The organism is Flavobacterium sp. MAHUQ-57 (assembly GCF_051908335.1).
In the GTDB taxonomy this organism is placed as follows: domain Bacteria; phylum Bacteroidota; class Bacteroidia; order Flavobacteriales; family Flavobacteriaceae; genus Flavobacterium.
Window position 1 is genome coordinate 207,321 of sequence record NZ_JBPZTE010000006.1, and the last position, 26,490, is coordinate 233,810.

At 36.8% G+C, this 26,490-nt stretch carries 25 protein-coding genes; 6 read left to right on the forward strand and 19 right to left on the reverse strand.

Features of this window, described 5'->3' with window-relative positions; genetic code table 11:
- Positions 1–17: 17 nt before the first annotated feature.
- Together ACS8MM_RS01130 and ACS8MM_RS01135 are read right to left on the reverse strand one after the other, a co-directional pair.
- Positions 18–803 carry a sulfite exporter TauE/SafE family protein gene (locus tag ACS8MM_RS01130; protein ID WP_379712155.1) on the reverse strand — a complete coding sequence of 262 codons (786 nt, stop codon included), beginning with the start codon at positions 801–803 and terminating at the stop codon, positions 18–20.
- 61 nt (positions 804–864) lie between these two features.
- Positions 865–1,500 carry a Crp/Fnr family transcriptional regulator gene (locus ACS8MM_RS01135; protein ID WP_379712157.1) on the reverse strand — a complete coding sequence of 212 codons (636 nt, stop codon included), beginning with the start codon at positions 1,498–1,500 and terminating at the stop codon, positions 865–867.
- 101 nt (positions 1,501–1,601) lie between these two features.
- Between ACS8MM_RS01135 and ACS8MM_RS01140 the strand changes: the two genes are divergently transcribed.
- From ACS8MM_RS01140 to ACS8MM_RS01150, 3 genes are all read left to right on the forward strand, one after another.
- The gene (locus tag ACS8MM_RS01140) at positions 1,602–3,200 is read left to right on the forward strand and encodes a class I SAM-dependent methyltransferase (protein WP_379712159.1); all 1,599 of its coding nucleotides are present in this window, start codon (positions 1,602–1,604) and stop codon (positions 3,198–3,200) included.
- Between the two features lie 279 nt (positions 3,201–3,479).
- On the forward strand, positions 3,480–3,692 hold the full coding sequence (locus ACS8MM_RS01145; protein ID WP_379712161.1) for a hypothetical protein: 213 nt from the start codon (positions 3,480–3,482) through the stop codon (positions 3,690–3,692).
- A complete protein-coding gene (locus ACS8MM_RS01150) occupies positions 3,682–4,059 on the forward strand; it encodes a YchJ family protein (RefSeq protein WP_379712163.1) in 378 nt (125 codons plus the stop codon). Before ACS8MM_RS01145 ends, ACS8MM_RS01150 begins: the two co-directional genes overlap by 11 nt.
- A 16-nt stretch (positions 4,060–4,075) precedes the next feature.
- Here ACS8MM_RS01150 and ACS8MM_RS01155 read toward each other — a convergent pair whose 3' ends face one another.
- From ACS8MM_RS01155 to ACS8MM_RS01175, 5 genes are all read right to left on the reverse strand, one after another.
- Positions 4,076–5,800, reverse strand: a complete 1,725-nt coding sequence (locus ACS8MM_RS01155; RefSeq protein WP_379712165.1) for a hypothetical protein — start codon at positions 5,798–5,800, stop codon at positions 4,076–4,078.
- Entirely contained in the window at positions 5,790–6,338 is a 549-nt protein-coding gene (locus tag ACS8MM_RS01160) for an RNA polymerase sigma factor (protein WP_379712167.1), read from the reverse strand. Before ACS8MM_RS01160 ends, ACS8MM_RS01155 begins: the two co-directional genes overlap by 11 nt.
- Positions 6,339–6,398: 60 nt before the next feature.
- Positions 6,399–7,736 carry a hypothetical protein gene (locus tag ACS8MM_RS01165; RefSeq protein WP_379712169.1) on the reverse strand — a complete coding sequence of 446 codons (1,338 nt, stop codon included), beginning with the start codon at positions 7,734–7,736 and terminating at the stop codon, positions 6,399–6,401.
- Between the two features lie 165 nt (positions 7,737–7,901).
- Complete coding sequence (locus ACS8MM_RS01170) at positions 7,902–8,459, reverse strand: 2'-5' RNA ligase family protein (RefSeq protein ID WP_379712171.1); 558 nt, start codon at positions 8,457–8,459, stop codon at positions 7,902–7,904.
- Positions 8,460–8,478: 19 nt separating this feature from the next.
- Positions 8,479–9,192, reverse strand: a complete 714-nt coding sequence (locus tag ACS8MM_RS01175) for a DsbA family oxidoreductase (protein ID WP_379712173.1) — start codon at positions 9,190–9,192, stop codon at positions 8,479–8,481.
- Between the two features lie 220 nt (positions 9,193–9,412).
- Here ACS8MM_RS01175 and ACS8MM_RS01180 point away from each other — a divergent pair, with 220 nt between their 5' ends.
- Positions 9,413–10,333, forward strand: a complete 921-nt coding sequence (locus ACS8MM_RS01180; RefSeq protein WP_379712175.1) for a hypothetical protein — start codon at positions 9,413–9,415, stop codon at positions 10,331–10,333.
- A gap of 116 nt (positions 10,334–10,449) precedes the next feature.
- Here ACS8MM_RS01180 and ACS8MM_RS01185 read toward each other — a convergent pair whose 3' ends face one another.
- The 5 genes from ACS8MM_RS01185 to ACS8MM_RS01205 form a co-directional block, all read right to left on the reverse strand.
- On the reverse strand, positions 10,450–11,172 hold the full coding sequence (locus ACS8MM_RS01185; protein WP_379712177.1) for a hypothetical protein: 723 nt from the start codon (positions 11,170–11,172) through the stop codon (positions 10,450–10,452).
- Positions 11,173–11,279: 107 nt separating this feature from the next.
- On the reverse strand, positions 11,280–11,984 hold the full coding sequence (locus ACS8MM_RS01190; protein WP_379712179.1) for a DsbA family oxidoreductase: 705 nt from the start codon (positions 11,982–11,984) through the stop codon (positions 11,280–11,282).
- Positions 11,985–12,251: 267 nt separating this feature from the next.
- Positions 12,252–12,806: a DUF4494 domain-containing protein gene (locus tag ACS8MM_RS01195; RefSeq protein WP_379712181.1), complete on the reverse strand. Its 555-nt coding sequence runs from the start codon at positions 12,804–12,806 to the stop codon at positions 12,252–12,254.
- Positions 12,807–12,924: 118 nt separating this feature from the next.
- Positions 12,925–13,539: a transposase gene (locus ACS8MM_RS01200; protein WP_379712183.1), complete on the reverse strand. Its 615-nt coding sequence runs from the start codon at positions 13,537–13,539 to the stop codon at positions 12,925–12,927.
- A gap of 143 nt (positions 13,540–13,682) precedes the next feature.
- Positions 13,683–14,621 carry a hypothetical protein gene (locus ACS8MM_RS01205; protein ID WP_379712185.1) on the reverse strand — a complete coding sequence of 313 codons (939 nt, stop codon included), beginning with the start codon at positions 14,619–14,621 and terminating at the stop codon, positions 13,683–13,685.
- Positions 14,622–14,972: 351 nt separating this feature from the next.
- Between ACS8MM_RS01205 and ACS8MM_RS01210 the strand changes: the two genes are divergently transcribed.
- A complete protein-coding gene (locus ACS8MM_RS01210) occupies positions 14,973–16,862 on the forward strand; it encodes a T9SS type A sorting domain-containing protein (RefSeq protein ID WP_379712187.1) in 1,890 nt (629 codons plus the stop codon).
- Between the two features lie 151 nt (positions 16,863–17,013).
- Here ACS8MM_RS01210 and ACS8MM_RS01215 read toward each other — a convergent pair whose 3' ends face one another.
- The gene (locus ACS8MM_RS01215; RefSeq protein ID WP_379712189.1) at positions 17,014–17,508 is read right to left on the reverse strand and encodes a hypothetical protein; all 495 of its coding nucleotides are present in this window, start codon (positions 17,506–17,508) and stop codon (positions 17,014–17,016) included.
- 366 nt (positions 17,509–17,874) lie between these two features.
- Here ACS8MM_RS01215 and ACS8MM_RS01220 point away from each other — a divergent pair, with 366 nt between their 5' ends.
- Positions 17,875–18,462 carry a hypothetical protein gene (locus ACS8MM_RS01220; RefSeq protein WP_379712191.1) on the forward strand — a complete coding sequence of 196 codons (588 nt, stop codon included), beginning with the start codon at positions 17,875–17,877 and terminating at the stop codon, positions 18,460–18,462.
- A 75-nt stretch (positions 18,463–18,537) separates the two neighbouring features.
- Here ACS8MM_RS01220 and ACS8MM_RS01225 read toward each other — a convergent pair whose 3' ends face one another.
- From ACS8MM_RS01225 to ACS8MM_RS01250, 6 genes are all read right to left on the reverse strand, one after another.
- A complete protein-coding gene (locus tag ACS8MM_RS01225; protein ID WP_379712193.1) occupies positions 18,538–19,383 on the reverse strand; it encodes an XAC2610-related protein in 846 nt (281 codons plus the stop codon).
- A 6-nt stretch (positions 19,384–19,389) separates the two neighbouring features.
- Entirely contained in the window at positions 19,390–19,833 is a 444-nt protein-coding gene (locus ACS8MM_RS01230; RefSeq protein WP_379712195.1) for a hypothetical protein, read from the reverse strand.
- A 27-nt stretch (positions 19,834–19,860) separates the two neighbouring features.
- Positions 19,861–20,757 carry an FRG domain-containing protein gene (locus ACS8MM_RS01235; protein ID WP_379712197.1) on the reverse strand — a complete coding sequence of 299 codons (897 nt, stop codon included), beginning with the start codon at positions 20,755–20,757 and terminating at the stop codon, positions 19,861–19,863.
- Positions 20,758–20,979: 222 nt separating this feature from the next.
- The gene (locus ACS8MM_RS01240) at positions 20,980–21,684 is read right to left on the reverse strand and encodes an AbiV family abortive infection protein (RefSeq protein WP_379712199.1); all 705 of its coding nucleotides are present in this window, start codon (positions 21,682–21,684) and stop codon (positions 20,980–20,982) included.
- A gap of 309 nt (positions 21,685–21,993) precedes the next feature.
- On the reverse strand, positions 21,994–23,520 hold the full coding sequence (locus tag ACS8MM_RS01245; protein ID WP_379712201.1) for a S1 RNA-binding domain-containing protein: 1,527 nt from the start codon (positions 23,518–23,520) through the stop codon (positions 21,994–21,996).
- Positions 23,520–26,489: a nuclease-related domain-containing protein gene (locus tag ACS8MM_RS01250; RefSeq protein ID WP_379712203.1), complete on the reverse strand. Its 2,970-nt coding sequence runs from the start codon at positions 26,487–26,489 to the stop codon at positions 23,520–23,522. The genes ACS8MM_RS01245 and ACS8MM_RS01250 overlap by 1 nt, the downstream gene beginning before the upstream one ends.
- Position 26,490 lies beyond the last annotated feature (1 nt).

Here is a 26,490-nt window from a genome sequence, read left to right on the forward strand (position 1 = left end):
AAAATTAATGATAATTGTCACTTTATAAAAAGCTCTTTTCCAATTATTAAAATTCCCATAACCAATACAAACCAACCAAAGGCCGATTTTAATTTGCCTCCTTCTACTTTTTTCGAAAGCATAGAACCAATGAGCATTCCAATGATCGCCATAAAAGTAATTGAAAGCAATACTATTAAGTTAATCGTGATGCCGTTGATGATGTCTGCGGAGAAACCAATAAGCGAATTAATGGCGATAATCAATAATGATGTGCCCACTGCTTTTTTCATTGGAATACCTCCAAAGAAAATCAATGCAGGAATAATTAAGAATCCACCTCCAGCACCTAAAAAACCGATGATAAATCCCACCAATAGTCCTATAGCGCCCAGTTTGTAATAATTGATCTCCGTTTTGCAAAGCTCGGTTTTGCGGCTAATCATGGCTTTGGACGCGAGCAGCATTACGACTCCGAACACCAACATAATTAAAAGATCTTTGGTAACTGTAATTGATCCTATTTGAAATAACGAATGAGGTATAGCCGGCAAAATAAATTTTCGTACAGTCAATAAGGAGAGCAAAGAAGGGATAGCGAAATAGAGAGCTTCCTTCAATTTTAAATTTTGAAAAAGGTAGTGTTTGTAGGAACCAATCGCAGCTGTAACACCAACAATGAATAAAGAATAACTGGTTGCTAATTCAGGATTCACTCGGAACAAGTACACTAATATAGGTACTGTAAGAATAGAACCACCGCCACCTATTAGGCCTAAAGTGATTCCGATGGCAACCGCCGCTATGTAACCAATTATTTCCACACGATTTATTTTGATACAAATTTGGGGTTTAATTGGATAGCAGTCAGTAACAAATGTCACACTATTTCAAGAGAGGCAAAATTTCAATATGACTACGGTGCAAATTCACCAAACCGCGTTGCTCCATTTTTTTAAGTAATCGGGAAACAACCTCACGGGAAGTGTTCAGTTCGGAAGCAATTTCCTGATGAGACAATTTAACATCGTTGCAACCGCAAGCTTTTTGATGTCTCTTCAAATAAAATTCCAAGCGCTCGTCCATGGCTTTGAAAGCGATATTATCAATAACCATTAAAACTTCTTCAAAGCGTCTACGATACGTTTCGATCACAAATTCGTACCAAGACCGATGATTGGCCATCCATTTTTCCATGATTTGTAATGGGATCATCACTAATTCTGCATCTTCAACCACTTTAGCCATGATCTGACTGGTTTCTTGTTTCGTAGCGCAAATCATCGAAATGGCACACGCTTGTCCGGGTTGTAGGTAATACATGAAAAACTCGCCTCCATCCTCATCTTCTCGATACACTTTTACCTTACCGTTTAAAATCAAAACCGTATTTTTAATGTATTGCCCGGAGCGAATCATTACTTCACCTGCCTTGACAGAGTGGATACTTGCATTTTTTTCCACTTCTTCAAGGAGTTGCGGACTAAAATTTGGAAAGAGTTGCTTTAGAGTTGCCTTCATGATGCTGCTGAATAATCCCTACAAATATACTATTCTGAAATTGGCTTGGCCTGTTATTGTTTCGTTAAAAATCCTATATTTGGCTAAACAGACTAAAAAACATGACAAATACAACAGGTAGAGAAGCCATTTTTAGGCATTTGGATGGTATTGTATTGATTCCGATTGCCTCTATTTTAAACAAGAAAGGAATTTTGAAGCATCTATTGGATGTGAAAACCACTTCACTTACTTCACTTAGTGAAACTTACAAAGCCAATGAAGGGTATCTGAATGTAGCATTAAGAGCTTTGGCCTCGCAAGGTTTTTTGGAATACCATGTGGATAATGTAGCCAATGAAGTTACCATTTCGATAAATGATTCCAGTGCCTACGCATTTTCTCAATTTTACAACTACGATGGAATCAGTCGATTGCTTTTCACGACCGATGTTTTTACAGCCAACACCATCACTTCAACTTCTATCGGGCAACTGAATCCGGAATTTGAGAATTACAAGAAACAACGCCAGCAGATTTCAGCTATTGACTCTTTTGAAGGCAAAATTCAGTTTCAGATTTTAAAACATATTGAAGGCTATTTGGCCGCTCCATTGATTGTGAACTTGGGAATGACGGGAATGTTTCATAAGTACTTTATGGAAACGTCTTTCAGTGCGGATGAATTTCATAAGGAACCGGAAGCTTTCACGAAAATGCTCGATTTCTTTACTGATTTGGGTTGGTTTACGGAAAGAAACGGTAAATATCAGTTTACTGATGAAGGACTGTTCTTTGCCAAACGTGCTTCCGCTTATGGTGTTACCGTGTCGTATCTTCCCATGTTGAAAAATATTGAAATGCTCCTTTTCGGTAATCCGAATGCTTTACGGGACATTGCAGTCAACGAAACCGAAATTCACGTCAACCGTGAAATGAACGTATGGGGAAGTGGAGGAGCACACAGTACCTACTTTAAAGTGATCGACGAAATTATTATCGAATTGTTCAATAAACCGATTGCCGAACAACCTAAAGGAATATTAGACATGGGTTGCGGAAACGGGGCTTTTTTGCATCACATATTTGATGTAATTGAAAGACAAACTTTACGGGGTAAAATGTTGGAAGAGCATCCTTTGTTTTTGGTTGGGGTCGATTACAATCAGGTTGCTTTAAAAGTAACAAGAGCCAATTTAATCAAAGCCGATATTTGGGCCAAAGTGGTTTGGGGTGATATTGGAAATCCCGATTTGCTGGCCCAGGATTTAGCCGATAATTATAAAATTGATTTAAAAGACTTACTCAATGTACGCACCTTTTTGGATCACAACCGTATTTGGTCGACTCCAGACAACCAGCATGGAATTACAAGTCAGTCTACAGGCGCATTTGCATATCGTGGTGTACGACTATCCAACAATCAGGTGGAAGCGAATTTATTGGAACATTTCCAAAAATGGTCACCGTATGTACAACGTTTTGGATTGCTTTTGATTGAATTGCATACAGTCGATTCCAAAATCACAGCGGCCAATATCGGAAGTACACCGGCAACAGCTTACGACGTCACACACGGATTGTCCGATCAGTATATTCTTGAAATTGATGCTTTTGTGAAAGTGGCAGCATTGGCAGGACTACAATCGGAACCAAAGTACTTCCAACGCTTTCCACATACCGATTATGCAACGGTGAGTATTCATTTGTTAAAAGGGTAGTAGAAGAAAAATTAGATAGGGATAGCCAAATTTTGCATTGCAAATAATCAAAGAAGAATAGTATAATTGGCTATCCCTACACTTAGTATTTAACCTAAATGATTACCATTAGGTTACACTCCAATTTTTTTCTTTGATTATACTATTAAAGTTACGGAATTTAATTGAGATGCAATGTGTTTTTTGTGTAAAAAACTGTATAGCTGTAGTTTAGATGTTTTTAGGTAAAAGTTTACTATCACGAGATATTGTAGTAACTTTGAATCCAAAATCGATACAATGCCAATTAATTTCACCGAATTAAAAATAAGAGTCCAAAAAGTTATTGACAGTATAGTGGCAAAAGAGCAGAAAACGACGGATTTACGTCTCACTGAAGCCAGAGAATTATTGGAAGAACTTACTGATTTTGCGGATAACGATGAAGATTTGATCGAATTGAGTCGGTACCGTATTTTGTTGGATCAATTAGAACAAAAAAATGGCCAATAACTGTTATTGTGGTTCCGGTATTGCATTTTCAAACTGCTGTGAACCTTTTATATTAGGAAGTGAATTTCCATCAACCGCTGAAAAATTGATGCGTTCGCGTTACTCAGCCTATTGCACTCACAATGCAGCCTATTTGATAGCAACCACACACAGCAGTACCAGAAAAAATCATCATAAAGAAGATATTTTGAGTTTTGCCCTTGAGAATCATTGGGTGAAACTAGAAATTTTAACCACTTCCGAAAAGAAAGTGGAATTCAAAGCCTATTACCTTGACAGTAATTTAAAAGCCCATGTGCATCACGAAAAATCTACCTTCCAAAACGAAGAAGGCAGATGGTTTTATGTGGATGGCGAGTGGTTTTGATCGACTAAGGTAAATTCTAAAAAGACAACTGCAAACCGGTTAAAATATTCCCAGAAAAGAAGTTGCTATTACTGATTGTCTGATATCCTTTAAGGTTGTATTTTATCATTGGTTCTACATTCAATTTCATCATCTTGTTAATTGTATAATCGAAACCGAAACCAAAATTGATTCCAACAGTAGCATCCAATAGTCCTTTGGTTTTTCCTATTTCATAGTGGTTCCCATTACTGGTAATTGCAGTTACTTTATTTTTATTTAAATACAGAATACTGATGCCTCCAATCGCATTGACACCTATTTTTTTGTCAATCACTTTATATTTAACTTCCAAAGGAACCTCTGCATATGAAATTTCCTGAACTAGCGTCATTTTTTCCGATTGATTGGACTGATTGTAAATTACCATATTCGAGTAACCATTAGTGTAAGATAGGTTCGAATAATCTGTTGTATTCACCGGTACATCTTCAGTTTTAAAATTCAAGTTGGTAAAACCGATACCAATTCTTGAACTTAGTCTTCCTTCGGGCGTATAACACAAATAGGCACCATAACTCCATTGTACTGCAGAAGTTTTCGAATTGTTGTTTAGTCTGGTGTCAATCGTTGAGTTATTTCCTTTTGCAAACGAAAGTGTTGGCGAAACGTAGCCAAATACGCCCAATGGATATACTTTAATTTTCGGCAAAGAATCCTTTTTTTGAGGTTTTACTTCGGCTATTATTTTTTTGGTTTTCTTTTTTTCAACGATAGGTGTAGTAGACAAGCTGTCTAATTTTTCTTCTTTCGGTTCCGTATTAGTTAACTGCAAAGTAACCGGATGGGTTTCGTTGTCATTTTTTGTAGCATCAGAAGTGGTATCCGATGAAGTACTTGGAACCGATTTAGTTGTACGCTTTGTAGCTGTTGTTGAAGACACCGCTTTTACCGGTTTGTTTTTTTTAGGCATTTTTTTTCTGACACCTACTTTGGTTTTCGGATGTGAAGTGCTAAACTGGTTCTTGCTATTCGTTGCTCCTGTTGTTCCAGTTACTTTTACTTTCACGGGTGCTTTTACTTTTTTCTTTTTTACCACATAACTATAGGTTTTCACGACTTCGTATTCGTCATACTCCGGAGTAGATTTTACCAATCGTTTTTTCGTAACCGTCACTTTTGTTGCCTCTCTGCTGTAGTAGGTTTTATCCGTTCCAGTTTTCGAAATCGGATGTAAAGAAGTTGTGCCTCCTGACTCGGCAATTCCGGTTTGTTTTTTGGACTTTATTTTCGGATTCTCCTGATCCGGTTGCAAAGTAGTCACTTCTTTTTCCGAAGTAGCCGTTGTTTTACTGTTGGAATTGGCCGTACTACTATTTTCAAGCTCGGTCGAATTGACAGCTTCCTGTTTGGTTTCTATAGTATTTTCAGCAGTGCTTTCAGTTTTCAAATGCTTTTCGTTTTCCGAACTTCCTCTTGTATTGCCTACCTTATTTGAGATGGGATTACTTTGATTGAATTCTGTACTGTAAAGCAAATCGCCTGCTTTTTTATTTCCCGTAATTGCTGGGAAGAAATAATACAAAGCTCCCGACGATAATCCTAAAATTAAAAGTGCAGGAAAAAGCCACACGAACGATCTGCGTTTCTTTTTGGTGTTTAAATCGTTTTCAATTTTAGACCATAACGCATCGCTTGGGCTTTTGTCCAAGTTTTTAAGTTTGTCTTTAAATGCGCTGCCTATATCTTTTTTATTTTCCATGCTGTTTAGTATACGTTGCGGAAGTAATATGGTTGATTTTTTCTTTTAAAATTTGTTTTGCCCTATGTAAGTTCGATTTAGAAGTGCTCTCACTTATCGATAACATTACTGCAATCTCTTTGTGCGAGTAATCGTCTAATTCATACAAACTAAAAACCAGTCGGTACTGATTGGGTAATTCCTGTATGAGTTGTAAAATACTATCGGCAGGAATATCAAACTCTTCGACAGTTACCGTTGTGTCTTGTGTGTACTCGTCTTTAATGGGTACAAGAAAAAAGCTTTTACGGTACGAACTGATGGCCTTATTGATGACAATACGCTTCATCCAGCCTTCAAATGAGCCTTTGTTTTCAAACTTTCGTATTCCCGTAAATATATCAATGAAAGCGTTGTGCAGATTGTCTTCCGCTTCCGCTTCATTACTGCAATATTTTAGGCTCAACACAAAAAGAGGCTGTTTGTATAAATGATACAGCTCTTCTTGTGCTTTCCGGTCTTGCTTGATACAATTTTTTATTAGTTTCTCTAAACTCAAAATGGAATAAGGTTTCTATTTGTTGTACCGATAGTTTCATCGGATACAACCAAAAATCGGTTAAAAATAGCGTATTACTCGGGTCTTTATGGTATTCACCACTGGAATTTTTGAACTTGTGCTAGTAATTCCTGTTGAAAAATCGATTACCACAGCGGTTGCACTATCGGCTTCGGTGGCACTCCAATAAGAAGTAGCACTAAAATTACCCAATTGTTGTGCATGTAAATTAGTATACAATGTATTCAATTCGTCAGCTGAAGGTAAAAACCAATCTTTAAACTCACTTGCAGCGATATGGTATAAGGCTTCTTTTGCGGCTACAGTACCATTATTTAGCGGATTGCAGACAGCAGGAGTTGTATAATAATCTACCAAGCTATCATGAAAATTGACAATATTGATACTGTTTTGGAATCCATCTCCTAGGGCACCCGAAGTGCTATTGGGCACCGAAGTGTTACTGCAACCCCATTCAAAAAAATCCAAATCGCTTGATGCAGCTTCCATATACCTCCAACCGAAGCTGTAATAGCCTTTATCATAGAACACAATGCCTCCAGCCGGACCAACATCGCCAATTGCGTAGGTGGTTGTCGTTTCGCAAACTTGGGAAAGTATTCTATTTTTCGGTTCATTGAAAATTACCAGAAAGTCATTACTGATGCCAACTGCACGATCGATATTCCAATAGGTAGCTACGGCAGAAGTTCCTTCAAGATTGATGTTGAGGTGCAGTTCATCGTTCACATACAAAAATGTCCAAGTACCCAAATACCGCTCGTGATTGTAAGTAAAACGCAATGTACCGTCATTATTGGTTTCAAATACGCCTCCGGCATAGGTATTGTCGCCGTTTCGAGTGTATGGAACAGTCCAGGCACATTTTGTAGGGCTCGCACCACCACCAAATAAACCGGAATAATACACTAGGATATCTTCGCGTGAACAACTTTCTATGGCCACCTTTAACTCGTCATTATTGTTTACGCTGAATAGCGATCCATCAGCCAGAGTTGTTTGGATGGGATAACTGATACTGATCGCTTGATGATCAGGCAAGCCACCCAAAAACGAACTGAAATCATCATCTCCGGTGAGCGACTTTTCTCCGATAATTTCTTGATTTGAATTGTAGATAAAAACTTTGAACGGGTAGATGAAATCAATACAAGTAATTCTATCCAAAGGTTCGTTACTGTCGGTGCTTATTTGCGACAGTAATTCAAACAATTCGGAGTCCTGAGTAATCAACGTTCCAGCTGAAGTTCCCGCTTCAAAAGGTTCAACCTGGCAACTGAAAAACAGTCCGCCAATTAAAAACAATAGGAAATAAAGAGTACGACTCCGATGTTTGAAACTACTTTTATAAGAACAAGTTTCAGTCATTATTTTCATAACTTAGGCTTTAAGGTTATCCTATAGTCAGAAAAAAAACGAAAGGTTGCGTGATTTTTTATTTTTTTTATCAGTTAGTACTAACGCAGTAAAACAAAAGAAATTGTGCCGCTACTTTTTTTTTGGCGATTCAATAGTGTTCAACCAAAGTGAAGTGTCTGTTTTTTAAAATAATTTTCCCTGTATAGCCTCCTTTTGTTCTCCACCAAAAACAAATTCCGCAATGCAATCAAACTGTTTACGGTCTGGATTGAAACGTCTCAAAGCAATACGATCACATAAAAAGGTGAGGGAGGGTGGGGCAAATAGAGCATAGGCCTTGGCAATTTGTTCTGGAGAAAGACGGCGTCCGATTGAGATATGGGGTTCACTGCTTTTGATTTCGGTTTTGTAACGAAACTCCTGATGAAACTCTTTCATTATTGTTTTTAGTCCCTCTTTACAGGAATCGTGGGGAGCCAGAAAAAAGGCGCCATTAGGAAAAGTATCGAATCGGTCAAAGTGCGTTGGAATAGCGGTCAGATAGCGGCAAATCGATGAGAGATGGTTTTGAATAGCATTGAATTCAGTGACTGGTAGCTCAAATTCATTCAGTGTGATGTGCGCCACCGAATTTTTGCTATTGTACCATCCGATGGTAGCCGCCAGTTGTTCTTTCATTTGTTGAACAGTACTGATAATTTCAGGAGAAGGATGCAATACGATAGAATACCGTTCAATCATGGGGTTAAGCAATTTTGTATTATTCACAAATACCGTCTAGACTGCATGATTCGCCATCAAAGGAAAGCGGTTGCGGATTTTCAGATTTCCAATGACTAAAACGTTCACGAATTACCTGAAGAAAATCGGCTGGTTGTAGTGCACCACTAAAAGTGATTTTGTTATCGATCAGAAAAAAAGGAACACCGCGTAAACCCATCGATTGCGATTGTCGGATGTCTTGTCGTACTTCTTCAGTATAGGCAGTGCTATTAAGTACTGAATGAGTTTCGGCAATGGGTAAACCTACTTCTAGGGCGATGGCTTCCAATTTGGAAAGCGAACCAATGTCTTCACCGTTACAAAACACGGCTTCAAACAATCGTTGCTCCAAAAGGGAATCCAATTGGAACTGTTTCGAAAACTGCAGTAAACGGTGGGCAGTAAACGTATTGGTCCATTGCATTCGATCCATATCAAATGTTATTCCGGAACGAGATGCCACTTGAGCCACATAAGCATTCATTTGTCGCGCTTCTTCTACCGTAATCCCTTTATATTCTGCCAATACTTCGTGTGCATTTCTTCCGCTCTTCGGATAAAAATCAGGAGCCAGTTGAAAGCTGTGCCACTCGATGCTAATTTGATCCCGCTCGGGAAATTCCGTCAATGCCATATCGAGATTTTTCTTCCCGATAAAACAAAACGGACATAGCATATCCGACCAAATAGCAATTGTCATTTTAGGTATCATCGATAGTAGTTTTATGGGTGTAAAGTTCGGAAAATTTATGGCTAGTTGTTTATGGTTTGTTGTTTATGGTTTGTTGTTGCAGTTTTACATTTCGTAATAGCCAATTTAATAGTGAAAATTACGGTTTTTCCATATCAAAATTGGAGGTTTTCCCTCATAGCGTGTAAGAAAAAGCGTATTATCTTTAATTGATTATTAACAAACTAAAAAACAACCTATTATGAAAAAGTATTTTGCGTTGGCAGTCAGTGCCATCTTCCTACTTGCTGCAACGGTTTCTTGTGAGAAGAACGATATCGAGCAGGAAGGCAGTTCAAAACAGCAAAACCAGAAAGCAACGGTACAAGCTTTAGCACCTTGTGCACCTGTGTATGCTTTGGTGTTATCCGGCTCAAGTGGTTCGCCTGTTCCAGCAGGTTTTGCCTCAACGATCTTTAAAGTGGATTTATGTGCCAGTCCGACAGGCTATAACTTTGTTTCTATGATCAATGTAGGAGGAGTTCCCGTGCGTTCGGTAACCGGATTGTGTGATATGCCCGGTGTTCCCGATTTTGCTTGGGCAGTAACCGGAGTGAATTCCAATTTTCCGAGTAGACTATTGAGAGTACAAATTTCCACCGGAAGTGCGAGCGTAGTTGCCACAACAACCGTTCCGTTACAGGATATCGAAAATTATGGCACTACCGGATTGTTTGTGGCAGTACGAGAAGGTACCTCTCAATTGATGAAAGTGTCTGTTCCAGGTGGTGTATGTAGTGTTTTTGCTCCTGCTGGACCTACACCGCAATACAATGGATTGACCGTAGTGGGGAATAAATTTCACGCCATTTCCGGTAACACCAATCTGATTTGCAATCCAACTTACGGCGATATTTTTGAGTACAACACGGCTGGGGGACCGTATGTAGCGAAGTATTCGTATAAAAATCTAACGGCAAATCCTAGTTGGACCATGAAAGAACTGGGATTCCATTTTGATGCATGCTGCGGTAAACGTTGGACCGTTGGAAGCTCCATGGGGATTATTTCGAACAATATCAATATTACACCTTGTGTATTGCCTAATCCTTCGTTCTTGTTAAATACGAGTACGACTGGTCAGAACTACAGATATATCTATGATTTTATGCAGAAGTTTTAAGTAACACAATTTTGCATGGGTAGCACCCAACCGGACAGGTACTTCATCAGTTCGGTTCGGGTGTTTTTTTATGGATTGCCTTACCAATTACTTTCAACACTACAAAGGGTACCGATTTACATTCGGTTAGTCAATTTAAGAAACATTACACCAGCAATAGAAACCATGACCACCAAAATTAACCAAGAGGCAGTTCTCACTTTTGGACTAAGATTTTGATTTCGTTGTATTTGGTAAAAAGCGTAGCCATTAACGACTAACAGTACCGCACCACAAATACTAACGATAGCCTTGTCGTCACAGGCATATACACCCAACATCATTGCCATGATTAAAAAGGAAAGTCGCATACCGTAGCGTTCCATAAAAGGCAACTGTTTTTTTTCGCTAAGAGGATGCAATTCCGCCAGCAATTGTGCAACGAGTTCTTTCTTTTCGATTTGTGTAACCACAACAATCGACTGTGCAGTTGATGTACCTTTAATTACAAAACTTCCATTGGAATATTTGATAATTTCTTGAATTTCCGATTTTGGGATTCGGATTGCTGGGGTATCTTTTTGCTCCCTCAAAACATAATCGGCATCTACCGTAAGAACATAACTCAATAGCGCTTCTTTCTGTTTTTTTAGATTTTTAGTAATACTGTTGATGAAAGTATACCCCATGACTACTAACGGAAGTACGTAGAAAAGGAAGTTGTCGTTCTGATTGTCCCTATTGATGTATAAAATCACTAGGGCAATACAAGAACTCAACCCCATTATAAGGAGCAATTGGTTGCGCATTTTTGTATGGATTTCAGGGTAACGATCGGGATCAATTTTGAACTGTTGCATAATTATAGAATGGGGGACAATTGTAAGACTAGCATAAAGAAATCCTAGCGTTCGCAAATATAGTAAAAGAAAAAATTGTCAGCTCGTTTTTTAAAATAGAGTACCAATTACGACGATAAAGGTCCATCTGTACCAGTACTGGAAAAGAACGGAGGATTGTCGTTTCTCCATTCGGTATAGTTATCGCTAATGATTTGCAGAAAATCGGTAGGTTGTGCCGCTCCGCTAAAAGTAAATTTATTATCTACTAGAAAAAATGGCAGGCTACGCATTCCAATGGTTAGCGAGTGCCTCATGTCTTTTTTTACGGCATCGGTAAAGTCGTTGCCTTTTAAAACCGAAAACGCATCTTGTACCGGAAGTCCGATTTCTTCCACAATTCGAAGCAGAGTTCGGACATCGCCAATATTTTCTCCATAGCAGAACACCGCTTCAAACAAACGTTGTTCAAGCGAATAGGCAGAGCCTAAAGGTTTCGACCATTGCAGTAAACGATGTGCCTGAAGGGTATCGGCCCATTGCAAACGATCCAAGTCGAACTGTATACCGGCTTGTTCAGCCATTTGAGTAACATACACACTCATTGCTTTGGCCTTGTCTAAGGAAACCCCTTTGTATTCGGATAAAATTTTAGGTCCATTTTTTTTCGATCTGGGGTGAAAATCGGGCGCTAAAAGATAACTGTGCCATTCGATAGCCAGACTGTCGCGATCGTAAAATTGCAGCAGTGCGCTATCGAGGTTTTTTTTCCCGATGAAACAGAACGGACACATAAGGTCAGTCCAGATATCGATGGTCATCTTTGCACTCATGGGAGTTGGTTTTACTATTTTTTTTGGTTGGATGTTCAAGGTGGGGAAACCTTGTTCTTATATAGAGTTGATTTTTTTTGAAAAGGTTGGACGTAAGTCAACATTTTTTTTTGCCCGTACTCCGAAGTGGGTAGGAATTTGAATACAAAGTGCTGTATGTTAGTTCAACATCGGTTGGTGGAAGTATTCGAGAAAGTAAAAAAAAAAATGTGGCGATTTCATTCTAAAACGAAATCGCCACATTGTATAATGGAATTTGAAATAGACCTATTCCTGATATTCAGCTACCACTTCCGCATCAAATTCCATGTGATCTTCCACCTCAGAAACCACCGGTTTGGAAGCTTTCAATGCGTTGAATTTTTCAATTTGTTCCAATCCGTCTTCCTCACCGCTGAAGTACGGGAAAACATCCATAATCGGAGACTCCGAAATGGCCGGAATCGTATAATCGCCCATGGTGTTTTTCATGGCAAACATTGTATTGTCAAAAGCCTCTTTCACATCATTCGCCTGTACCAGCAAATAAATATTCGTTTTACGTTCTTTGCCACTTTCCTCATCATAAGCGGTTAAGGCCACTTTAGAACGGAACCAACGGTCGGCATTTTCAAACGGATGAATCTCATTGTAATTGGCTACCTTGATGTTGGTTATCTTGAACTCCTCACTAATATAACTCATCATTTCCTGAGTAATTCTAGATTCCGCTTCCGTATAGGATAACGCATCCACCAAATACGGTTCGGTAGTTACCTTTTGGATACCATTTTCGTCAATTTTTCTGAATTTTACTTTGCATTCATACCACGTTGCACTCATATTTTCACTTTTTAGGGAGGGCAAATGTAAATTTTAATTCAAAAAGAAAAGATTTGTTTTTTAAGTTTTTTTGAATGCCTAACCCTTACAGGGTTTTAAACCCTGAATGGGTTAGGCTTCATTCGATAATTATATTTTCGATGGCTGTAAGATCTTGTTCTTGTTGATGAAAAAAGATAAAGTTTTCTAAACCGTCATAGGTTTTTAAAACAGTTTCTCTATTTAATTTTGTTGGCTTTTTCGAAATAATTGTTGAATAAGAACTCCAAGGGTAATCTACAATACTTGTAACTAATCCATGGTGTACAGGATTGTTATGGATGTAAAACAGTAGTTTTTGGAAATAGCTTTCGGAATCGACTAATTTTCTTTCGAATGTTCCTTCAAACAGGCATCCTGTTCTACCGTATTTTTTATTGATAGCCTGTGTGTATGCATTGAACAAATGACCAAATTGCCTAGATGGTTGTTTTATTTTGAAATTGTTTCCATCGTTTTCATTTGTGGTATATTTTTCTATTTCCTCTTTGTCTTTGATACGAACTAAAATGTGAAAATGGTTTTTTAGTAGACACCAAGCATAGGTCTCTGCGATGGGATCTATGTACTTTGAATACAATCTGAGAAAATAATTATAATTTTCGGTTTCAAAAAAAAGGGTTGCACTGTTGTTGCCCCGATTGTAGATATGGTAAAAATGACCATATTCTAGAGGTTGTTTTAGGTGTGGCATTGTTTATTACTTTAATCATGGCTAGTATAGGTGCTAATTTACACTTTTTTTGTGTTTTGATATTGGATCTAGTTTCAAATCTTAAAGGATGGCGATCCATTGCCTAACCCTTACAGGGTTTTAAACCCTGAAAGGGTTAGGCTTCATTCAGTTTCGTTAAAAGCGTTTATTTTGAAAAGCAATTGGAATTTGATCGGATCGTTTTTCGAGAAGGGATAGGTTTCGTTCATCACCCGTTTCTCAAATTTTTTCATCAGTTTCAAATCCAAATCGTCTTTGATGGCAAACAAGATATCATTGTGGGTTTTGCCCATATCGAATTCGACGATAATTTTTCCTGATTTGTTCGATTTTAGAAACAAATCTTCGAATATCGTATTGATTTTGGCCATAATCCGATTCAAATCTTCCACCGACGTGTTTTCCAACAGCACCTCATCCGAACTCAGTAAAATCACTTTTTCCAGTTTGGTTTCCTTTTTGCCTTTGGGAACCGCACTAATTTCCACACCGTTTTGATAGATGTGTTCCTTTTTGGCTTGCGTACTCGCTTTCCAGGGTGCTTCGTCCAGCCACATCAATTTCAGGTCATTGGGTAACAAATTCAAAATATAATTGTGGTCTCGGGTTTCGACAATCAGTAAGGGTTCCTCAATATCAAAGGAAATGACCGACCAGTAGTACTGCAATTCCGATGGTGTAGCTTTGCGAATCTGAAAGTCGCCCGCTACTTCCTTACGCAATTCGTTCCAGATGATTTCGGAATCCTTTACACTCTGGCACATTTTGCCTTCGATTTCCAAATCGTTGACATGAAACGTAACCTTGCCGTTTTCAATCTTTTGAATCTCGGGATGGTCTTTGAAGCGCATCCACAATACCGGACCAACAATCAAATGGTCTTGCAATAGTGCCGATCCGTTGCTCGACAAACCTTCCTGAATCCGCTGTTTGGCCTGTTCGATTATTTTAGGATCACAGTAGTGGTAAACCACACCTTCCGGAACACTAATGGTTTCTTTTTTTTGGGCCGCAGCCGTGCCGATTACCAACAGTATTAGAAAAAGGTGCGCGATTTTCATGAGAGGAAGCTTAGGATACGTACAAAGGTATTGAAAATCAAGTGAGATTAGGAGAATTCGACTGATTATTCTGCTTTGTGGAACTGTATTGGAAGTGCCCGACCCAAAGCAGTGCCTACTTCGCAACTGAAACCGGCGAGTATAGTGTATTGGTTTGTTGCTTTCAGCCTTCAGTCGTACTCCAAATTGAACAACATCCCTAAAATCCGGTTGTAGGAACTAACCTAATATAGTGATGATTTTGGGGTGTAAACCTTGGCAATTTATAGGAATAATCCTAATAAATACGATACAGTTCCTACCCATCTTTGTACTCAACAATAACAAACAAACTACTTAAAAAAAAGTACTATGAAAAAAATTATGTTTACAAAAGCACTATTGCTTTTTTGGGGATTCGTAAGCGCACAGTGCGTTCCGAACGGAGCTTTAACCAGTACCTGTACCGGGAATGGTTACAATGTTGCCAATAATTGTGTCAATGGGTGGACTGCGAGTCACGGTACACCATCGGTTTATGGCACGGTGGGAACCAATACCTGGGCTTGGTTATGGTCACATTCGAATACTGGGGAAGGTATTGTGACCAATTACAATTTTCAGGCTGGAAGAGTTTATCAAGTAACGTTTGATGTTCGCGCTACTACGAACATTAGTAATCCGAATGCGACAGTTCTGGGTTCCACTTTAAATGTACGTGCAGCCTCTGGAATTTCGGGAGGAACAAGTACTGCAATTCCAACACCTTCAAGTTCACAGTCCATTTGGAGCAGTACGGTGGCCAATGCCGGTACGGGATGGCGGACGGTAACGGTGAGTTTTTCACCTACAAGTAACCAAACCCAATTGTGGTTTTATCCTTTAATGACTGCAAATTCGGGTGCCAACGGTTCGGCACAAATTCAAATGGAAGTCGACAATGTGGTGGTGATCCCTCCGGTAACTTCGGTGTTTCAATTTCAAAATGCAAATGGTGTAGCAACAACCGATTTTTGTGATGGGGAATCCATTTTCATGAATGGTACCGCTTCCTTTGGGGAAAATCAGTACTATATTGATGTTTGGAGAAGACCCATCGGTTCCTCTTCCGCTTTTCAATGGCAAGCACAATTGGGTGCAAACGGCTGGTCTGCAGGACAAGTAGGAGTATTGAATTTGTCCAACCTATTTGCGGCACAAAGTTATGCCTTTGCCAGTGGTTTTGAATACCAAGTAAAACTGGCTACCGCATCAACACCTTGTGTATCGTGGGTAGAAAGTACAAAAGTGTTCCGCGTAACCAACAATTCGGCATCCGCTGCCTTTACCTTTAACAGTTCTTGTGCTGCCAACGGCACTATAACGGTAACCGCTACGGCAAGTGCTACGGCACCGGGTTTGAACCAATGGTGGGCATTAATGGAAACCAATGCACCGGGAGCTGTTTCGGATGCAGCTACGATCGCTCAGGTAGGAGGGATTCAATCGGGGACAACGGTAACATTCACCGGATTGAGCCATACCAAAAACTACTACATCAAGCATGGTGTTTTCGGGAACTGTGTGAATTGGACCGAACAACGTACCGCGTTACCACAAACGGCAATGTGGGCCAACTATACCACCAATTTCAACATGGCGCCAAGTGCCAACCTGAACGGAACCGTTACCGTTACGGCGGCAGCGCATAGCAACCCTGTGTTGGTCAACCATCATTGGTCGATTTTTGAAGCACCCAACGGTTCTACTACCGGGAATACCAACGTAAGCGGGAATCCGGATCAGTGTTGTTCGAATGCCAGCGCCACCTTCTCTGCCAATTTGGTAGTCAATCATTGGTATTACATCAAACACGGTATTTGGAACGATTGCATGCCATGGAACGAAACCCGCAAAGCCTTCCGTGTAGTTGTACAAGGTTTATTGGCCGATGGGTCTCCGGACTATGCCATTGAAGAATATATGATCGAAGAAAAAACCAAGGAAAGCCGAACTTCCGCATCAGCAACCACAGAAGATATCGTTTTGTATCCGAATCCGGTAGCGGCAGGAGCCACCCTACAATTGACAGTGGGCGAGAGAAAAGTAGCCGATGCTCAGCTAGTGGATTTTCTAGGCAACACCCATAAATTGGCTATAGGAAAGAACGCTACCCAATTGATAAGCATTCCTTTGAACGCGCAACACAAACCGGGCATCTATACCCTAAGAGTACGTTGTGCCGACGGAGCCGTGATCACCAAAAAGGTAGTGATTGAATAAAATCGTTTTTTTTTTTCTAAAATCCGTTCAGGGTCTGGTACTTTGAACGGATTTTTTTTGGAATAGCGTAGTCTATTGCTTAGATACAATCGTTGCGCATTCACGAAGTGAGTAAAAAGGGAAGTGGTCTAAAACTATTGTGTTTTTGAAATTACTTCACCAATTCCCAATTTTCCAAGACCATGGTAACAATGGCGTGTGGCCACATTTCCAGTCCCATCAAACCGGGATACACCGGAATGATACTCGTGGAAGTCCACGTTTGTTCGATAGGAGTGAACATCACAGCGCTGTATTTCAGCCTTTTTTGAAACGGATTCTTAACCGATAGCGTGGTTCCGATACTGGTTCGGTCTTCGGCATTCTGGGTGAAATCGATTTCGATGGTTTTTTCGGGATGCTTGTTTTCCGGCACCACTTGCATAGCGGTAATGGTATCTCCATTGGTTTCACATTCCACGAATAGCTTTTCACCACAGTACAATTGTAGGATCTTTTCTTTCACAAAGTACGGACTTTCCGGGATGTTGGCGCCGTACTGATGGGTTGCATCGGCAGCAATCTCTAGTGTGAAGGCTTTGCGGTGGGTTTGCGCCATCGCTACGGTAGCAATGCTAAAAAAAAGTAGGGCGACTATTTTTTTCATAATTGAAGTAGGTGTTTAAGGTAAAGATAGTAAAATAACTTTCTTGTTGTCCTGCTGACGATAGGAAGCATCACATAATCCAAAACCTTATTTTTAATAGTCAAATAATTTCAACGAACGGATGCACAATTGTCCAAGGCATTATGGGATTGCATTTCCTTTTCGAATTCTTTGGGCAATGCGAGTTGGGTTTTGCAATAATCGGTTACGGTATACTGTTGGGTTTCGGGACGCTGGTATAACTTCCGGCTCGAGTCAAAAATTTAATAATACAATTTTTTGTGGTATCTTGGGGTTGGAAGCAAGGGCAGGGAATTCACGACAGCGAAGGGTTTCCAAAGAAATCAATTCTAAAAAAATCAAATAATGATAAAATATTTTTTTGTATTCTGCTTTTTAATCAGTTGCAATAGCAATTGTCCGAATAGAAATATTGCAATGAATTACCTGATAGATATTAACCAACTTGTAAAAGATAACTACAGATGTAAAAATCATTTATTTAACGATTTCGGAAATGAAGAGTTGAAAGACTACAAAGTGGTGTTTTCGGATAAAAGATATGAAGTCGTTTATAATAATAACAAAGTGAGGCTTTTTTTTGATAAAGAAAAAGACATGAGACTCGCAATTGTTTCAGCAGGACCAGAGTTAATCAGAAATAGCCTACGACCGAATTCCTTGTATGTATTGGATGATAAATTGATGCCCATTTATTCAATATCGTTATTAGAAAGAAAACATAGAGTCTTTAAATACGAATACAAGAAAGGTGTAGTTTATACTAAAATAGCAACGAATAAAGAGAGTATGGGTATCAATATTGACAATATTCCTTATGACGAGTTACTATCATTGATAAAGAGTATGGATACCTACTTTACTTTCGTGAATACCAAATGGAGCGATAGTGTATATTATACTACTCCTCTTTGGGTGGATGAGAATAGATAAGGTAATCTTGTTAATTGGAAACGCATGGTAAAAAGAGGAGATAGAGTGGGGTTTTATGGATAGACATTCACCATTTTAATATTCTTCCTGAAGTTCCTGAGGAGGAGCGAAGTTTTCAAAACGGATATAGCTGCCTTTCTCATACTTCTCGTTTTTGATATTTTTTTTCTTACCGTTTTTGTCAATCGTATTGACGATGATTCTGTCCTCATACACTTCAACATTAGCAAACTCTCTTAAAGAATCTCCCTCAATTTTAGCAAATGCGGTTTGGCTACCACCATACACCCTGAAACCGTCGATGCAGTCCAAAATTTTGTTGTATCGTATGTTAGGGAACTGTTCCGAGTTTTTGAGAAATACCAGTTTACCGCTTTTTTTGTCAAAAATGAACAATTTCCGTATTTCATTAGCTCCTCTTGCAGCTACTGAAGACTTAAATGTAAAGTCATTATAACCATCATTATTGAAATCAGAAAAAGCAACGTCACAACCCGTTATACCGTCTTTTAGAAAATGAAGACGCTGTACGGGTTTCCATTGGTTTTTTCTTTTCTCAAAAAAGCAGATGGCAACATACACACTGTCGGCATTCCTGAATTTTTTCAATTCGAGTTTATTCCTGCCTTTTACCCCAATGGTAGTACTGTCCGTGTATTCTTCTTCCAATACAGTCAAGGTATCTTTTTTCGGAGCAGGTTTGTCCATTGATTCGATTGTTGTCTTGACTTCTTTTTTGTCATTATCGGCACAGCCCATAAAAGCAAATAGGAGGAAAGTAACAAGGAGCACGTGGATTTTGTAGGGCATTTGTATTGTCGCTTTTTTTTGAGTTTGTAACACTATAATAATTTCATCTTCCTTTGTCATGCTGACGTAAGGAAGCATCACATAATCCAAAACCTTATTCTTAATAGTCAAATAATTTTAACGGAGTGATGCACAATTCTTCAATGCATTATGGGTTTTCATTTCTTTTTCGAATTCCTTGGGCAATGGGAGTTTTGTAGTACAATAATCGGTTACGGTATACTGTTGGGTTTCGGCATCAAACACTACAACTTCAGTGGTGCTCAAATCCGAATTGTACGTCCAAATGTTACCCTCCTTATCGACATACAAACTCCAATAGTGGTAGTTGCTGAACATCCGGTTCATACTTTGTTGGTACACTAACTTCCCTTTGCGATTGGTAATGCCAAAGAACAGCGAACCATCGACACATTCTTTGAGATGCAAATAGTTGAAATTCTTGAACATAAAATACCTTCCGGGTTCTTCTACAAATCCGGAACGGATGGATTGTATCGGCTTTTCGGAATACCGGCAAGAAACTAGGGAAAGTAGGACCAGGAGGTATAAGGTTTTCATGAGGATGGGGTGTTGTATAGTACGACTTTAACTAGTAAAGATTTTTGCGCAATCCTTTTTATATTTTTCATTAATCTCATCATTAATTTCTAATGCGATTCCTTTCATATCAGGAAATACTTTTGAATGTGTTATTTTAAACTTTGATTTAAGTTCTTCAAACATTTGCTTTCTAACTGTATTTGGAATAAAAATTTTATAAGTATTTTCTTCAAGCACATTATAATACTCATAACTGTTGTAAAGTTTGCCAAAAAAAACAAAAACACCTTCTTGAGCAATCAATCGTGGATCGTTAAAATGGGTTTGTATGCATATTGGTAGATCAATCTTTTTTAGTGTGCCAAAATCATTTAAAGCTAAGTCAAACACAATTTCTTGATCATTTGATTTCAGGTTGGTGTAATGTGGAGAAATGATATAAATACTAGAACCAAAGTGAGAGTACCCTTTTGGAGTGTAATCATTAGTAAAATTACTGCTTTCATCCATGAAATCTGATATTTCATCATCGATGTTTACATTTGATTTTGTTTCTTTTGAGAGCGAAAAATAGAGTGCGATTAATTTGTTTCTTGTAAAATCCAACAATCTAGTAGGGATATCATAGTGTTGCATTAAATACAAATAATCAATTTTATTAAGTTGTTGTGATGGGCGCATTAAATTGTCATAAGCCACTATAAATTTATCTAATGCTGCAAAATCAGATTTCATTATTGCATCCGATTTTCGATAATTGTAATTATGTATTGCCCCGCTATGATCTAATCCGATTATTTTTTTTTCTCTGAACAGAGAAGGTAATAAATAATAAGCGGCATTACTTTGACCTCTAAACCACAATTCATGATTGTTTTCATTTTGAATGTCAATTACTATTTTTAAATACTCGTCTATTGATGTGGCAACTCTTAGTTTCATGAATTGATTATTTTATGTATTGCTAGAGATTAGTTTGTGAATAATTGATATGGGCCAATATGTTTTTTTAAGAGTAAGCTCGATAGCACGAATTTATAATCCCTGCTAAAGAAAACCACGATTACTCAGATTACTCTCGAGCCCTGCGAACTGACGAACTAAATCCGTACTATCGGGAAACCGTTCATCCATAAAAATTGTAATACTCAATAGAAACATACCCTACAAGATTTCTTTAATTGAAAAATTTTTAAGCTCCTCATTTATTTTACTACGCATCGATTCTTTGATTTCTTGATTCCCCGTTCTTTTTAAAAATTGGGGGCTATGCAGTAATTGTAAAATCCTGTACGTTTTAAAAATCCGCGCTACTATTTCACTGTTTTTTTGAAAAGAGGACAAATTAAATTGGTTTTCAGGAATGCTTATTTCCTGATCGAAATCGACATAAAAACCCCTGTTTTTATAGTCATCGAATTGTTCTAGTTCGTTTATTCGTTGGGCTGAAATCGCAATAGGTCCTACAACAGAAAGTACTTTATGAATTCCATTGAATAAGTTCATCCAAAACTGATTTTTACCGGTAGCATTAGTAGCGTGAATCTCACTGACCAGTGCATTTAGACTCTCTAAAATTGCTTTGATTACCTCAATCAATTTGGCCAACTCATGTCTAATTTTATGATTGGTGAAAAATTTTTTCGCGCCATCAATTCGATACACATGATAGCCTTCCGAATGCAGTAAAACGAGTATCGCCTTGATCACTTCCTCAGAACTTAAAATCAGCAACGAATTCGCAGTACTGTAGGAAGCATTAGACTCCGCAAGAGTGATTGCATCTTTTTTCAGTTGGAGTGCATTCTTGAAAATGGGTGCATGAAGGCCCTTTGAGCGGTGAGGGGATAGGTTTAAAAAGTTAGACATTGCGAAAACTTTTTATCCATTCTTTTCCCTTTGGTAACCCTAAATTATGTAGATTCATCAACATAGTGAAGCGCTTTCTTGGATTGTTTTATTTTCTTACAATATACTCAATAAATCAAAATGGAGAAATAGTTGTCGATTTTTTTATGTACTCTATTTTCACCCTTTACTCCTCAAATTTCAACTGAGGATAACAATGAGAAAAAAGGGGAGTGCTTGATTGGATGTAAAGCTTTATGGCGTAAATCACATTCGAACGTAGCGAACTGATGAAGTAATCCGCTTTATCCGGGGTCTAATAAAATATTATCAGACTACTTCTAAACTAATCCCTTTGTCAGTAACATTAATTATTTTGACATTGATAAACATACCAACTTTAAAATCCTTAAAGTTTAAATCCTTAAAATTTTTTTTGTGTAACAAACCATCACTCATTCCTTCAATTTTTATGAATACACCAAAATCAGTAATATTTTTAACTTGACCTTTGAATTGTTTTCCAATAGAATCCAATTTGTTTATGACATTATCAACTGAAATTACTTCAATAGATTCCGCTCTTAGTACTCCCGAAACTGATTTAATACAATAAAATTTAACTTGTGAACCTTTAAGATTTTCAACGCTACGTAACTTCTTTTTTAAATCTTTCTTATGAAAATCTATTACTATACCAAGTTCATCTTTTATCCTACCCATTTTACCGTTTTTGTGAACTAAAATAATCCTACCATTTGAAATTGGAATATTTCCATATCGTTCATTATTCCAAAAAGTTTGAGCTTTAGAAAACAAATTTGCGACTGAATCAACTTCTTGAATATTTATTTTATAAAAATCAAAAAGTCTTATGTATTCTCGTTTCTCACCCCATTTATTTTCTGTAATAATAGCAGCAATCAGTTCAGCTAATAGTTTACCATCATTAACTCGATTAAGTTTGAATAATATTTTAGCTTGCAACAAAAATAAACCAATTAAAAAATGAGGTTCATTACCATAGTATGTAGCTTCAACAGCTAACTTCCAAGCCTTATTATATTCCTTCTGTTCAAAATAAATTTCTGAAATATCACGGTATAAAAACCACTTATCACTACCTGCTTTACTTTTTAAGATTTCTTGCAATAAATCTTCCCCTTTTTCATGATTTCCCAATTTATCTTCAGAAAGAGCTATTCGCATTTTTAACCAAGTGTCATTATTACCATGAAAACTTTCAATTTTATTTAAACCAATCTCACACCAATTAATACATTCATTAAATTTTTCTAATTTTAATAACAACTTAGTATTTAATGAAATAAATTTTTCAAAATCTGAAGAATAGCTATCCTCTGAATCTTCATTATTTGTACCCTCTTTAAGTGATAAAAAATCTGGATTAATTAATTCTAAAATTTGTTCTACTTTATTTTTATTAAAAGATTTACTGTAATTTTTAGCTAATTTAAATAATGAAATTGTTACTGGACATGGATAACTTTCATCCTCTCTTAAATTCTTTTGAGGGACAATTTGAGCCATTTTAAGTATTTTAGCCTCATTACTTATAAGTTCTTGCTTATTAGTATGTTTTACAAGTTTATCAAAAACAAGCCAACCTAAAACATTAGTCACTTTCTCTTCAGGAAATTTTTCTCCTAGTTCAAACGCCCAATCAATATCTGTATTGGAACATTCAATTTTTCTTAGCGTTTGAATGGTAAAAAGGGCATCCCAACCATTAAATTCGTCATTATAATCCTTCCAAATTTCATGATAAATTTTTACAGCTTCTAATGGATTGGAATCCTTTAACATTCTTGCTTGTTGTTCTAAATCCCTTTTCATTATCTTACTAACTCTTTTAAAATTTGTAAAATCTTTTCTGTCGCTACTTTGTTTGTAGTAGAAACTATATGTAATCTTGTAACAAACCCATCACCATTGTAATTGAATTGCAAACGAGTAATTTCAGAATCAAGGATAACTTTAAAATCAAACAACCAATCATGATGATTAAACTCATAAATAAAAGCTTCTTTTTCAAGTAACTTCTCTTGAATTTCAATAAATAATTTACTTTGCCAAGAACCATCATTAATAAAATGATAGGGTTCTTTAGTCATATTTTCGGAAGTAAATAGATTTAAAACCTCATCACTAATGGTTTGATTAGCCATTAACTTAAATTCATTCTTATTGTTATAGGAAAAATTGACAGTTAAATGATTACCCTCTAACTCAAAAAGATAACGTTCTTGAAAATTAAAATGACTAACATTAACTAGTTTCAACTTATCATGAGCACTTATTTTATTTGAAATGAATTCGCAAAATTTCAATAATGAAATCGGTTTATTTTCAAATTCAAACTTTTGTTTAAACTCATTTGTAAATTCATTTTCAAAACCTTCAGTAAGCGTAAAAAGTATTGTGTTGTTATTATTTTCTACTCTTTCATCGGGTATAATAATATTACTAAAGCCTAAACCTATTAGTGGTGAAAACTCTGATAAATTATGCAAATACAAATTATGGGTACAACTCAACGCTGAATAAAGATACTGATGCACTCTTTTGGCATTTTGCTCAGGTAATACAAATTCAGTTAAAAAAGTGTCTTCAAATAGATAGCCATAAGCATTTTTAACAGGAAGTGACCAGCCAAGTTCATAAAAAGCAAATTCGTTTAAGATGAAATACTCGGAGTGAATATTTTTATGAAGTTCTATTCTTGCATAATTTTCTTTTTTCTTGTTGATTTTCCATTTAGCATTAAGTGTATTAATCTCTTTATTTAGCTTTTCTTCATCATTTATAATGAATGTACTTTTTATAATATGTAATTCATTTTCATATTGTTCAAAATGTTTTGGTTGGAGAACATCTTTGATACTAATTTCATTTGATTTTAGATAATCATCTACCAATTCACGCAATCTAATTTGAATATGATTTTTTATTTCTAGCTTAATATTACCCCTTGCATTCATTTTTGCTAATTCATTATTAGGGTAATCATAGAGATAAATATCTTTAATGGTGTCATAATCATGCAAGCGAATTTTGCACAAGGAAATTTCTATGGGTATAAATTTGTATTTGTCTGATTTGAAGGTGAAGCGATTGCTCACTTCAATTATTTCACCCATATCACCAGATAATGCAAACTTTGGAATTGAAAATGGGTCCGTTACTTCGGGTAACATTATTTTATTTTTTATCCAGACTACATCTCTTTGGCTAATTTTGCCTGAGTTTTTAAGAATAGCCCTTACCCATGAATTAGTTGCTTCAGACTCATGCTTTTCACGGGTTAAAATATGGGTTTTATGTAACTGATTATTAATAGTACGACTCTTTAAAAGCGCTTTAAAATGTTCTTCTTTAAGCGTTTTTATGTTGGGATTAGAATTCCAATACAGTTCATTAAATATCCCGCTATTTATTTTTTTCTCGATTGTTGCAATTGTTTTTTCGTTAGAAGATAACGGATTACAGTCAAGAGAAATTTCTATATATGATAAGTTGTTTTCAATTAAAATCGTATTACTGGTTATGGTTTCTGCTCGAAAACCATAGAAATTGCTATCATTAAGTAGAATAATTTTATTTTTCCTAGCCTTTGCATTTATAAAGGTTAAAGTATCATTACATAAACTACCAGAACCAAACTTAACCAAATCTTCTTCATTTCCTTCAAAGTTGTATACTAAATGTGCATTAAAAATAATGTATAAAGATTCTTCAGGATCATTGTTAGACAATAAAGGAAAGGTTTCACGTTCGTTAATAGCATTGTCCATTAACTCAATCGTAGTATTTTCAAAATCATATAATCTAGAGTACAGAGATTGGAGTTGAAAATCTGCACCATCACGATTTAAATCGGCAACATGCTTATTCGTTGGAGCTAAAAAATAAATTTTCCCTTTCTCTTCTTCTGCTAACTTGTTTTTCTCTAAATAGTAAGAAACAATTTTAGAAACAAAAGGAATTTTTGTAGGAGTAGCATCGCAATTAACTTGCAAAATTTCAATATCCGAATCTATAAAATCATCAATAGTTGCTTTATTGAATTCAAACTGTTGTTCTATGAAGAGGGCTTCTTCAACATAATCTAGAAAATCAATTTTTTCAAATTCTTCAAACATACTTAACTCCTCAAAAGGATTGTAAGCATCAGCTCTAAAAACAGCTTTTAAATTGTCAAAGGTATTTTGACTGAGTTTATACCCTTTAACAGCTCCATTCCATTCATTAGGAGCCACATAAAGTAAATCAGTTAACTTACTAATTATGGTTGAAGGTGAGGTAATATGAAATATGCGTTGAAAATTTCCAGGAATTCTACCTTCAATAGTAATCTCTTGTTGAAAACAAACCATTGGATAGGTATCTCTAGTGGCTATATTTTCATCTGAAAGTATTTTGGGTTTTATTACATTGATTAAAATTTCATCAAATTTTTCCTTTTGTTTGAACGTTTGCGCAAATGGATTATGACTGTGTTTATTAATTTCTATTGTACTACCATTTTTAGAAACATTCAACCATTTCTTTTTTGCAAAATCTTCTTCTTTTTCTGGAAGTCGAATAATTCCTGCATAATTTTTAAAATCTATAATTACAATGCCAGTTTCAGTAATTAGAAGCGCATCGAGTTGCAAATCATTTCGTAAGGTACAAACAGGACTTCCCAGTAGCACACCATGAATGCCTAATTTTTCAAATGCATCGCTAAGCTTTTTAGAAAAAATTCTAAAAAACTCATTTTCATAAGGTTTTGCAAACCGATTTCTTCTGATTTCTAGCATT